Annotated in this window: 11 protein-coding genes and 3 pseudogenes; 9 read left to right on the top strand and 5 right to left on the bottom strand. The window is 70.2% G+C overall.

Features of this window, described 5'->3' with window-relative positions; all coding sequences use genetic code 11:
* Positions 1 to 193: 193 nt before the first annotated feature.
* The 3 genes and pseudogenes from AB0F11_RS24870 to AB0F11_RS24860 form a co-directional block, all read right to left on the bottom strand.
* Positions 194 to 496 carry a chaplin gene (locus AB0F11_RS24870; protein ID WP_362177701.1) on the bottom strand — a complete coding sequence of 101 codons (303 nt, stop codon included), beginning with the start codon at positions 494 to 496 and terminating at the stop codon, positions 194 to 196.
* Positions 497 to 713: 217 nt separating this feature from the next.
* Positions 714 to 1,408, bottom strand: a pseudogene (locus AB0F11_RS24865) (dienelactone hydrolase family protein).
* A gap of 324 nt (positions 1,409 to 1,732) precedes the next feature.
* Complete coding sequence (locus AB0F11_RS24860; RefSeq protein ID WP_362177698.1) at positions 1,733 to 3,628, bottom strand: amino acid transporter; 1,896 nt, start codon at positions 3,626 to 3,628, stop codon at positions 1,733 to 1,735.
* Between AB0F11_RS24860 and AB0F11_RS24855 the strand changes: the two genes are divergently transcribed.
* The 8 genes and pseudogenes from AB0F11_RS24855 (at position 3,566) to AB0F11_RS24820 (ending at position 8,924) form a co-directional block, all read left to right on the top strand.
* Positions 3,566 to 4,594 carry a hypothetical protein gene (locus AB0F11_RS24855; protein ID WP_362177696.1) on the top strand — a complete coding sequence of 343 codons (1,029 nt, stop codon included), beginning with the start codon at positions 3,566 to 3,568 and terminating at the stop codon, positions 4,592 to 4,594. The two genes, AB0F11_RS24860 and AB0F11_RS24855, sit on opposite strands and share 63 nt — an antisense overlap.
* A gap of 370 nt (positions 4,595 to 4,964) precedes the next feature.
* A complete protein-coding gene (locus AB0F11_RS24850; protein WP_362177693.1) occupies positions 4,965 to 5,300 on the top strand; it encodes a hypothetical protein in 336 nt (111 codons plus the stop codon).
* 138 nt (positions 5,301 to 5,438) lie between these two features.
* Positions 5,439 to 5,669 (top strand): Imm21 family immunity protein, encoded by a 231-nt coding sequence (locus tag AB0F11_RS24845; protein ID WP_362177691.1) that lies wholly within the window; start codon positions 5,439 to 5,441, stop codon positions 5,667 to 5,669.
* Positions 5,609 to 5,923: an Imm21 family immunity protein gene (locus AB0F11_RS24840; RefSeq protein WP_362177688.1), complete on the top strand. Its 315-nt coding sequence runs from the start codon at positions 5,609 to 5,611 to the stop codon at positions 5,921 to 5,923. The genes AB0F11_RS24845 and AB0F11_RS24840 overlap by 61 nt, the downstream gene beginning before the upstream one ends.
* Before the next feature lie 428 nt (positions 5,924 to 6,351).
* Positions 6,352 to 6,774: a hypothetical protein gene (locus AB0F11_RS24835; RefSeq protein ID WP_362177685.1), complete on the top strand. Its 423-nt coding sequence runs from the start codon at positions 6,352 to 6,354 to the stop codon at positions 6,772 to 6,774.
* A 1,128-nt stretch (positions 6,775 to 7,902) separates the two neighbouring features.
* The gene (locus AB0F11_RS24830) at positions 7,903 to 8,196 is read left to right on the top strand and encodes a pentapeptide repeat-containing protein (protein WP_362177682.1); all 294 of its coding nucleotides are present in this window, start codon (positions 7,903 to 7,905) and stop codon (positions 8,194 to 8,196) included.
* Between the two features lie 184 nt (positions 8,197 to 8,380).
* Positions 8,381 to 8,563 (top strand): annotated as a pseudogene (locus AB0F11_RS24825) (ATP-binding protein); the annotation flags it as partial.
* 58 nt (positions 8,564 to 8,621) lie between these two features.
* Complete coding sequence (locus tag AB0F11_RS24820; RefSeq protein ID WP_362177760.1) at positions 8,622 to 8,924, top strand: hypothetical protein; 303 nt, start codon at positions 8,622 to 8,624, stop codon at positions 8,922 to 8,924.
* Here the strand turns inward: AB0F11_RS24820 and AB0F11_RS24815 are convergent.
* The gene (locus AB0F11_RS24815; protein WP_362177758.1) at positions 8,921 to 9,061 is read right to left on the bottom strand and encodes a hypothetical protein; all 141 of its coding nucleotides are present in this window, start codon (positions 9,059 to 9,061) and stop codon (positions 8,921 to 8,923) included. The genes AB0F11_RS24820 and AB0F11_RS24815 overlap by 4 nt on opposite strands.
* A 293-nt stretch (positions 9,062 to 9,354) precedes the next feature.
* Positions 9,355 to 10,158, bottom strand: a complete 804-nt coding sequence (locus AB0F11_RS24810) for a polysaccharide deacetylase family protein (RefSeq protein WP_362177679.1) — start codon at positions 10,156 to 10,158, stop codon at positions 9,355 to 9,357.
* 221 nt (positions 10,159 to 10,379) lie between these two features.
* On the opposite strand from AB0F11_RS24810, the pseudogene AB0F11_RS24805 reads away from it, so the two are divergent.
* Positions 10,380 to 10,970: pseudogene (locus AB0F11_RS24805) on the top strand (transposase); the annotation flags it as partial.
* Between the last annotated feature and the right edge of the window lie 2 nt (positions 10,971 to 10,972).

Genomic DNA, 10,972 nt, shown 5'->3' with positions numbered 1-10,972 from the left:
GGCGCGGGCCCCGGTGCCCCGCCCGTCCGCGCCCCCCCGGGGGGGTGGGGGGTTTCCCCCATCGCGCCCCTGCAATCCCTGCGGGGGGCCACCACCGGGCCCCCCGCCTCCATGCTGTGCGGCTGGTTCAGAGGATCGCGTGCTCTGTCGTCTCCGGCACTGCGGCTGCCGTCAGGCCAGGGGCCTGTGGTGCTCAGTACTCGCCGTGCTGGTCCTTGTGGTGCTCAGCCTTGTAGTGGTCGTCCTTGTCAAGCACGCCGTCGTTGATGCAGGTGTTGCCGAAGGCCGGGTTGAGGACGCCGACGGCGGTGATGGTGTTGCCGCAGATGTTGATCGGGATGTGGATGGGCAACTGGACGAGGTTGCCGGACAGGACGCCGGGGGAGCCAATGGCAGCGCCCTCGGCCGTGGCGTCCGCGGCGGCCAGGCCGGCGCCGCCGGCGAGGATGGCAGCGGCTGAGGCGGTAACCGCTACGGCCTTTGCAATACGCGACATCAAGATCTCCTAGTGAATGTGGACTCGCCGCTGGGAGTACGGCACGTGCGACCCTTCAAACCGCACGGGCCGGCAACCGGTTACGGCCGTTGGGCCGGATCGGTGACCCAGGCCACCTCTCCGGCCCTGTCGGCAAGGCGGGTCGCGGTTCGGCGGGGGCTGTGGTGCGGGCTCAAGGGCCCACTCGCTCACGCCCGCCTCGCCGAGGATCACTGTGCTAGACGACCATGATCGTCTCACCGATAACCGCTGTACCGATGTTCCCCGAGGCCGGCAACGTGGCGGTGCTGCGGTGTGTCACGGGCAGGCACTCGGCGAGCGTTCGACGACGTCGCGCCAGGCTCGCTGCGCGTGCTGGGGTTGGTAGCCGGCACCGGGGACCAGGAGGTGGTCGACCGGCGGGTGGTGGAGGGCGTGCATGGCTCCGCCATAGACCGCGAGGCGCCAGTCGACGCCCGCGGCCTGCAACTCAGCGGTGAAGGCGTTTGGTTGCGCGGGCGGCATGATCGGGTCATCCGATCCGGCCCCGGCCCACACCGGGCAGCGGATGCGCGCTGCCTCGCCCGATCGGCCCGTGGTAGTTGCGTTGACTGTCCCGATCGCCCGCAGGTTGACGCCGCCTCGCCCGAGTTCCAGCGCGATGGCGCCCCCGGTGCCGTAGCCGATGGCGGCGATCCGGTCGGGGTCGGTCCGGGGCTCGCTGCGCAACTCGTCGAGTGCCGCGTGGCCGATGCGCCGCATCCGGTCGGGATCAGCGAGCAGTGGCATGCAACGGGCCAGCATCTCCTCGGGTCACCCAAATAGCGCCCGCCGTGAAGATCGAAGGCCGGCGCTACATATCCCAAGCTCGGCGAGAGCATCGGTCCGGCGGCGCTCGACGTCGCTGAGCCCCATGCCCTCTGGTCCAAGCAGCGCTGCGGGCCGGCGGTCGACACCGGCCGGGAGCGCGAGCGCCCGATCGACCCGGAAGAACGTAGGGCCCTCAGCGCAGGCGTCACCGGCCTACGGGCGGTAGATAGGCCATCTCCGCCAGGAACGCCACGATCAGGGCCCACACGCCGATACCGAGCAGCCACCTCCGTCCAGTGGCCGCCCCCGCAACGATCACGACGGTTGCTCAGAGCGGGAGAGCGACGATGGTGATGCGCATTCGGTGATCCGCAGCAGAGGTCATGGCACGCCTTGCGGTATCCCTGCCAGGGCATCCTCGGCAGTGGCTGCGGACGGCTGCGGCGGTCAACCGCCGACGTGGATGCCGGGGCGGCGCTCGGGGTCGGGTTCGTGACTGCGGATGATCTCGCGGGTGACCGGAGCGGTGTCGCCTCGGCCGAGAAGGAAGTAGCGGACCATGTGCACCAGCGGGCTGCCCTCGGCCCAGGCGAAGTAGCAGTGCGGCTGCACCCCGGTTGCGTCGCGCAGGGCCAGCAGGACCGCGGCGATGGCGTTCGGCGCGGCCGGCGCGGCCGCGCGCAGGATCCGGTGGCCGTCGACCTCGGCTCCGTGGACGGTGAGGGTGTCGCTGAAGTCCGAGGGGTCGACCACGTCGATCTCGAGGAAGAGGACGTCGGCGCGGCCGGGCACGGGATTGACGCCGCGCTGTTCCCGTTCCTTCTCGCTGTACTCGGCAACGTCGCCTGCCTGGCGGCGGTTGGCGATGATGTTGATGGCGTTGTCGTGGGCGAGGGTGTCGTCGATGAACCGGCGGGCGTCGGCGTCGAAGACGATGCGGTCGGCGCGCAGCTCGGTGGTGCGTGAGACGCGGGAGATCAGCGACACGATGATGATGCCGGCGATGAAGAAGGCGGAGATGACGATGCCGTCGGGCTTGTCGATGATGTTCGCGACCAGGGCGTAGAGCAGGACGGCCGTCAGGAGGGCGAAGCCGATGGTGGTGGCGCGCCGGCGGTGGCGTGCGACGGAGACGGTGACGGCGAAGGCGCCGGAGACCATCATGGCGAGGATGCCGGTGGCGTAGGCGCCGGCCTGCTCGTCGACGTCGGCGTTGAAGGCGATCGTGATGAGGATGCACAGGGCGGTGTAGACGAGCACGACGGGGCGTACGGCGCGTCCCCACTCGGGGGCCATGCCGTAGTCGGGCAGGTAGCGGGGGACGATGTTGACCAGCCCGGCCATGGCGGAGGCACCGGCGAACCAAAGGATGAGGATGGTGCTGATGTCGTAGACGGTCCCGAACCCCTCCCCGACCTGCTCGTGCGCCAGATATGCCAGCGCGCGGCCGTTGGCCGCCCCGCCCGCTTCGAACTCCTCGTGCGGGATGAGGACGGTGGTGACGAAGCTTGCGGCGAGCAGGTAGACGCTCATGATGAGAGCGGCGGTGGTCAGCAGCTTGCGGGTGTTGCGGATCCGGGAGCGCAGCCGCTGCTCCTCGTCGGCTCCCTTGGCGGCGACGAGCGGCATCATGCTCACGCCGGTCTCGAAACCCGACAGGCCCAGCACCAGCAGGGGGAAGGCCAGGAGGGCCGGAGCGAGGAGGTCGCCGAAGCCGCCTCCGCTCCCGACCAGGGCGTCGGTCCACGCCGACCAGGCGCCGGGGGTGGTGAACACCTGGACGAGGCCCACTGCGATGACCACCGCGTTCAGTGCGAGGAAGATGGCGACCAGGGGGATGGCCACGCTGACCGCTTCGCTGAACCCCAGCAGGAACACGCCGCCCAGGACCAGCAACAGCGCCACGGTGAGGGCGACCTCGTGGCCGTGCAGCACTGCGGGGAAGAAGGGGTTCTCCACCACGTGGACTGAGGCGTCCGCGGTGGACAGGGTGATCGTGATGATCCACGAGGTGGCGACGAAGCCGAGCAGGACCAGCACGAACAGCTTGCCCCACCAGAACGGCAGCAGGTCTTCCAGCATCGCCACCGACCCGGCACCGTGCGGGCTCTCCTTCGCCACCCTTCGGTACATCGGCAGCATCCCCAACAGGGTCAGCGCCACGATCAGCAGCGTCGCCAGCGGCGAGACCGCCCCGGCGGCCAGGGCGGCGATCGCGGGCACGTAGGCCAGGCTGGAGAAATAGTCCACCCCGGTCAGGCACATCACCTTCCACCAGGCATGCGGCTCGGCATGGGCCTCACCGGCGGCCGGCCCCACCGGCTGCACCTGGTGGCGCAGCATCCACTGCGCCACCTTCCCGGCGGGCTGCGTCCGAAGTGCCGGACTGTCCACCACCTCCGGCATCACCGGCTCGTTCGCATTCCTCATAGCCCCCATCAACCCTTCCCGGCCTGCCCGGCATACTGCACGACGGCCACTGTCTCAGGCCCCGCAACGATCATCGATTATGCGCCTGCCGCAAACCAGTCCCTGCTCACCGACCGCGAGTTCACCCGCATCATCGAGACCCGTGGCCGGGAATTCGAGTGGCTCAAGGCCGAGGCCGCACGCAAAGCGGCCGCCGAGCAGGGCAGCGGTTTCTGGGGGCTCTTCGGTGACATCCTCGGCATCGTCTCTGCCGTCGCCGGAGTCCTGGCCCTCATCCCCGTCCTCACCCCGATCGCGGGGCCGATCGCCGTTGTGACCGCCGTCGCCTCGCTCGGCTCCCACACGGTGGACGCGTCCATCAAGGGTGACTGGGACGCCATGACGTTCGTCGGCCTCGGCGCTGGCGCTCTGGCCGCCCTGCCCGGCATCCGCGCGGTCGCCAAGAGCCTCAAAGCAGGACGCGCCGCCATGAAGACCATCGGCACCGCCACCGGCGCGGTCTCCAAGGCCAGCGTCGTCTCCAAGACCGCCGGCCGCACTTTCCTCGCCACCACGGGCGGCAGCGCCGCCTCCGACGCCTCGGCTGTCTTCAACTACATCGGCACCAAGGGCGCCAAGGTCGTCGGCACGTCCACCAGCAGCGGAAAGATCGCTGGGAAGGTCCTCCAGGGCTCCGTCAACCTCTCCACCCAAGTCCCCCTCGTCGTGGAACTGGCAGCCGGCACCGACATGTCCGACCCGAAGACCGCCGCCACCGGAACCGCCCTGACGGCCAACTACGGGCAGTCCATCGGCAGCTGGGGGGCCGTCGGCACCGCAGCGAAGCGGACCGGCACCGTCTCCCTCGCCCTCTTCGCGGGCGTCATCGGCCGCCGCTGACGGCACAACCTGTGGCCTTCGCACCGCGGAGGCCACAGGGACCGCCGGACTGAAGGCGAGGGACCTGGAACTACCACTTGCCAACCGCCGAGCTGAAGCGGCGCATCTCCGGCGTGGAGCACGGCACCTCCTGCCCGTCGATCGCACGCGGGGGCAAGCCTGCCTCGGAGGCGGGCTTGCCCGGCCCTCCGGCATGCTTGCCCGGCCGGGCTTGCGCGGGTCCTGAGCTGTGATTGGCAGGCGAGGTCTCGCGGTGGGTACGCGACGCCGCCGCCGGGGCCGTCCGCGACCGCGAACGGGGCGGCTGCCAGGAGCAGCCCGGCCGCGAGGCCGGCCGCGTCGAGGCGGGGCCGGCTTCCCGATCCCCGCGGTGCCGGCCCAGGTCCCCCTGTGGTGGACCGTCCTCGGTACCTCCTCCCACGACTGGAGCCCGGACGAGAAGCTCACCGACCACCGCTCCAAGTCCCACCCGGCCCTGGCCGTCTACAACGGCAAGTTGTACTGCGTCCACCGCGGCGACGGGGACAGCAGTCTGTGGTGGACCGTCTACGACCCCGGCACCGGCTGGAGCCCGGACACCCGCTTCCCCAGCCACTACAGTGCGAACGGCCCCGCCCTGGCGGTCTACGACGGCAAGCTGTACTGCGCGTACAAGGCGGTCGCCCGCACCGGAGTCAGCCGAGACCGGGCACCCCGAGCGCGCTGAACAACTTGTCAACAGGATCACCCAGCCCCGGCTACCAGTCTGAGGAGGGCACGGGGTCCTGAAGCCCCCCGACGGTCGGCGACGAGGCCGGAGCTTCGGCGGCGCCCACTCCTACCGGGCACTCCTCGCAGGGCAGCGGTGCGATCGACGTGGAAGTCCGGCACCGGGCACCGCAACCGCCCGGCCCTGAGGCGGACCGGGCGGTGGGCCGGGACGTGCCCGGCAGGACGGAAAGCCGGGTCCGCGCTGGTGCTCGGCGATGAGCCCGCCGGCACTTGCTACCTGTCCGAGCAGAGGATCTTCCTGCGGTGGCTCGCCGCCGACTTTCGGACACGGAGCTTCTCGCTGCCGCTGCCCAGACCGTACTGAACGACCCGGCGACGCGGTGGGAGGAGTGCGGGGTCTGGGCGACCGATGGCCCTGCTGTGCTCATGGACTCGGCCGAGCAGGCAAGGACCTCGGCGTCCCCTACCCGGACGGCGGAGGGCAACCGGAGGAAGCCCCCGTCGCCGTGCCCCCAGGGATGGTGGGAGGTCCGTGCGTGCCACAAGACCGGTGAGTTCCCCCGGGACGGCGTGGTCCAACTCCTGCCGACCGAGCACGGTCCGCCGGGCCGCGCGTAGGGAAGTAGTCCGCCGGGCTCCGGCGGGCGAAGACGGCTGGACGTGGCGGCGTACTCCTCGAAGACGAACGGGTCCTTGTTGGCCGGGGCGTACGCCTGGCAGCCGTGCCGGGGGTACTGACCGGCGGCGGACCTGAGCCAGGCGGCGGTGGAGCCGGTGCGGTCTGCTCTATGCCGTGTCTGCTGGTGCCCTGTTGTACATGCCGGCTCCCCGTCCCTGAGCGGCCCCCGCGGTCGCAGTGGTCCATCGAGTCCGCACCTCCCGGCGGCCGCCGTGTCGGAGGGCCTGGGCGGGAGAGTTCCCGAAAGGGTGGCATTGCCCCAAGGAGGCTGAAGAGAGACACAGGAGTGGGCACCGTGGTCTGGTCTCGGCGGGCAATCAGGGACCTGATGGGGGAACCGTCCGCCGTATGACGGAAAGGAACCGCTGTGCTGTTACGCGAGCGCATCGTCCTCACCATTGCCGGATTGGCTCTGGCCGGCGGTCTCGCCGTCGTCCCGGCCGCGAACGCCGCGCCGTCGGCGCGGTCGACCGGCAGTGCGGCGGTCGCGGCCGCCACATGCTCCGGTTGGAAGGAGATCCACATCACTGGGGGCCGCGCCAAGTACCGGGAGTGCACACGGACGGAGAAGGGCAAGCCACAGGTCAACGGCACGTTCCAACTGTGGGACACCAAGCACGACGGCAGGTCCGTCCAGGCGTACGCAAGGACGGACTACAACCACTGGTACGGCGACAAGGTCACCTGGGAGCACTTCTACGCCTGGGGGGATGACAAGCATCCCAGTGGGTTGATCGCCTCGGGCTGGCGGGAGGGCGACGACTTCGAGCTGGTGATCGAGCTCAAGTAGCGACATCGGCCGGATGTTCCGCAGACCTCGCCAAGACGCGCACGCGCGCCGCCCGACGCGAGCAGGAGGCCCCGTTTGCGTTGCCCGCGGACGATGGTCCCGGTGCAAACGGGACCATCCGACGTCCCAGGTGGCCTTCGTCCCCAGGCTTTGACTGCCAAGGGACAAGGAAGGGCCATGGGAGCGAAGACCGGCGTCGCCTACGCCGCCCGCTTCCCGGGGCTGGACACGTCTGCGACCGCACGGTCATGATCTCCCGTCGCGGCTGCCGCAGCACTACCTTGACGCAGTCGAAGGGCGCAGGGTCGCTCTCCACACGATGCACAGCGTGGCACTGGCTGGCCTTCACCGTCTGGTGCATGAGAACGCGGGCACTGCCCGTCGCGGCGGCAGGCCAAATCCCCGGGATCTGTCTGACCCCCATGCGGGACGTCCCCGAAGTACGGCACGCGTTGCGCCAGCAGCGCGCCCGCACGCTGTTGATCGGCGGTGGCCGCGACCCGCACTGGGCGGGATCGTGCGCACGGGAGGCGGTCACAAGTTCGAGGTAGCGGATCACGGCCTGGAGGTCCCTGGTGACGTTCCCGCCTCCCTGGGGTGCTCGGAGAGGTCTTGGCCCGCATCGTGAAGTGACCAGCCGCTTGCGGATGGTCTGCTGCCCGGAGCGAGGGAGAAGACCAGCGGGGTCCGCTTCGCCGACCGTCCTCCATCGTTCCGGTGCCGGGACCCTCGGCTCGGTCACGTGCTGGGGACGGCCCGAGCCGGAGAGCCCTCTCCCTGGCGGCCTCCAGCAGGCCAGGCTGCGGGTCCATGCGCTCACCGTATGCCCGGCGGCCAACTCAGGTGGAATGTGCGACAACTGGCCTGGCCGTCGGCACCGAGCCGTTGTTCACGACAACGGGAGTCACCAGCCATCGCCGGGACCTCGCGCTGATGGTCTGGGTGTCGCCGGAGGCCGGGTCCGGCCACAGGGGAACACCAGCGACGCACGCCGCCGGACGGGACCTCTGGACGACACGGCCACTTCGGGGCACTCCTCCCCGTATTCGACATGGGCGTGTGCTAAGGATAACAAGCAAAGATGTCCGAAATGGGAGGTATATGGCTATGCGCACAACTCTTCTCCGTGTGACGACCGCGCTGGGCGCCGCGACGGTGCTGGCTGTCTGCGGCGCCGGCGCGGCCGGCGCCGACGACACGGGGCCGGGCCATTCCGTGGGCAGCTCAGGCCTCGCGAACTCGGGCCTCGGGAACGCGGGCGCTTTCAACGACGGCGCCGGCAACGCGGGCATCGCCAACTCGGGTCTGGGCAACGCGGGCATCGCCAACTCGGGTCTGGGCAACGCGGGCCTTGGCAACACAGGCATCGGCAGCCACGGCATCGGAAACTCCGGTCTCGGCAGCTCCGGCATCGGCAACTGAGGCGGCTCGCGACCCGCACCACCGAGTCGCACGACGCGCCCGGCTGACGTCGGGCCGGTCCACCCGGGCCGCCCGTTCCATGAGCGGCAGGCCCGGGTGTCTGGCGCGGAGCAGCTGGCCCACGACAACGGCGGACCGCGCGAGAAGAATCCCGACGCCGTACAGGATTTCCGGTGTACCACGCATGCCCCTGGGCCGCACAGCGCTAGCATCGGGTCCCGTTATCGTATGGCTCAACGGTACGCACGGCGCGGGCAAGACGACGACGAGTGCACTCGTGCAGCAGCTGATCCCGGATTCACGGGTGTTCGACGCCGAGAAGGTCGGCGAGACACTCATGGACATCCAGCCAGGACTGCCCAGGACGTGGGTGCACCACCCTGCCCGGCGCGGGCCGACCGCGCATTCCGGGTGCGGTCGGCCGCATGGTGCTCAGCCTTCACAGTGCTCGGCCGGCTTTGTTTTGCCGGCGCGTAGAGCAGATCCTCGCCGTCCACTCTCTCGTGCTCGGTCGGCCGCAGCCCGTCTACGTCGCGAAGCGATTGCCGGCCGTCGCTGTCGAAGAACTGGATCGCCCGGATCGGCGCCCCGCCCGGCGCGATGCCGAAGCGCCGCTGCAGGAAGTCGTCGATGGCGCGGGGTGCGAAAGCGAACGGGTGAACGGCGGGATGACATCGAAGCCCATGAAGACCCGTTCGTACGTGTCGATGCCGGCGCCCGGTGCCTAGAACCACAGGTCGACTCGGGTGACCGCGTCCAGGGAGCGGTTCGCGATGATCACCGTCTCGCCGTACCCGCCGGCCTCCTGGGTCCGGTAGCCGATCCGGCCGGCCTGCAGTCCCGGTCCCGCTCCAGCTGCTTGCACGACGTATCCACGCTCGACATTGCCACCATGCCGCCGAAGAGCAGGCCGATCGCCGCCGTGAGAGCCGACAGGGCCGTCGCCCAGGGAACCAGCTCCCGGCGGAGAGCGTGCCGCCGCGCCCGGGACGGCGCGGCCCCGGCCGGCGAGCGCCGCCGCAGCGCTGGCAGCCGGCGTGCCCTGACGGTGGGCGGGGCGATCGGCGCATGACAGCAGCATCGGGCGGGAGCGGCATGCCAGCCACCAGGCATCAGCCGTGCGGCGGAGGGCCCCGGCCTCCGCCAGGCGGGGCGTTGTCAGGGCAAGGGGGCGTTCCCGTAGGCCCTGCCGGGTTCGGGCCGGCGTGGTGCGAAGAGCTGGGAGACGGTCACGGGCGTGAGGCCGCGCCGCCGCAACCCGTCGATGATGGCCGGCACGGCGGGAACGGTCCCCGGGTAGACGTCGTGGAGGAGGATGATGCCGTTGCGCTGGGCGCCTTGGAGGACACGGCTCGTGATGACCTCGGGGTCGTGGTCGCGGTAGTCCTTCGCCGTTACCGACCACAGGATCTGTGCGAGTCCGAGGGAGCGGCAGACCTCGGCGACCCGCGGGTCGGTCAGTCCCTGGGGCGGGCGCATCAGGGACGGAGCACGGCCGGTGAGCTGCTTGACCTCTTCTTGGAGAGTGACGAGTTCCCTGCGGATCTCGGCTTCCGAGGCCTGCGTCAGACGTCGGTGTGTCCACGTGTGGTTGGCCAGTTCATGCCCCTCGAACGCCTCCCTTCGTACGAGCTCGGGACGGACGCGAGTGTTCTTGCCGAGGAGGAAGAACGTCACGCTGACGCGCTTCGCCCTGAGAATGTCCAGCAGGCGCGCCGTGTCGGGGCCCGGTCCTGCGTCGAACGTCAGGGCGACGCAGCGGGTCTTGCGGCAGTCGACGGGTACCGGCCGCGCAGGAACCGGTGTCGGCGCCGCGCTCCGGCCTGCCGGCGCAACGTCGGAGGAGGCAGGGGCGGGCTTGGCACGGGGGACGGCAGACGGCTGCGCCGAGGCACAGCCGCCGATGGCGAAGGCTGTGGCAAGACCGGTCAACGACCACGCAAGCCTGTGGAGAGCGCGCACCCTGCCACCAATACCAAAGCCACGAACGCATGGCACCCGACACGGCCGGGCTGCACCTGTACGCCGCCGACGTGAACGTGGTGCCGAGGCCTGGCAGGAAGCACGAACGGTCAGCCGATGCCTGAGCGGGCTGGTCGTCCGCCGGACGATCACCGGCAAGGATTGGTAGGCGTTTAGGCAAGACGTCGATTGCGGCTGGTGGCACGGTCCTTGCCGGCATCCGCTTCACCAAGCCGGACAGCTGGGGCGACCCGGACGCGGCGACGGTGCAGGTCACCGACCGCTACGGTGCTGCCCGAGCCGTAAGCTGGGACCGGATCATCCCCGCCTGACCACTCGCTCGGCCTGGATCGACCACGACGGCGAGCTTCCCCTGATCGAGGGCACCCTGATCCGCCTGGAGGTCGACCGCCTGCCCGGCGGCGGTGATCCGCTGCCTCTGTGGCTGCGGTCCTCCAAAACCGGAATGGGCGGCACCGACGTGGACCTGCCCCGGCAGGCGTTCCTGCGCAGGTTCGATCTGGAGCACACGTTCCGGATGATGAAGCAGACCTGGGCTGGACCCGGCCGAAGATCCGGACCCCGGAGTCCGCGGACCGCTGGACTTGGCTGGTCATCACTGCGCATACCCAGCTCCGTCTGGCCCGTCCCCTTGCTCAGGCCCTTCATCGCCCTGGGAGCGACCGGCGGTGCCCGGCCGGCTCACCCCGGCCCGAGTCCGGCGGGGGTTTCACAGCCTCCGCGTTCACTTGCCATGCCCGGCCCGTGCACCGAAACCGAACCAGCCCGGCCCAGGCAGGCGCCTCGGCTCGTA

Origin of the sequence: Streptomyces sp. NPDC032472 (assembly GCF_040636955.1) — a bacterium.
GTDB lineage: Bacteria > Actinomycetota > Actinomycetes > Streptomycetales > Streptomycetaceae > Streptomyces.
This window is presented reverse-complemented; position numbering and strand designations above follow the sequence as displayed.

What these genes read in the sequence shown, in the direction of transcription:
- AB0F11_RS24870 (WP_362177701.1), bottom strand. Translation starts at nt 496, where the DNA reads ATGTCGCGTATTGCAAAGGCCGTAGCGGTTACCGCCTCAGCCGCTGCC.
- AB0F11_RS24855 (WP_362177696.1), top strand. Translation starts at nt 3,566, where the DNA reads ATGCGGCTCGGCATGGGCCTCACCGGCGGCCGGCCCCACCGGCTGCAC.
- AB0F11_RS24860 (WP_362177698.1), bottom strand. Translation starts at nt 3,628, where the DNA reads ATGCTGCGCCACCAGGTGCAGCCGGTGGGGCCGGCCGCCGGTGAGGCC.
- AB0F11_RS24820 (WP_362177760.1), top strand. Translation starts at nt 8,622, where the DNA reads ATGGTGCTCAGCCTTCACAGTGCTCGGCCGGCTTTGTTTTGCCGGCGC.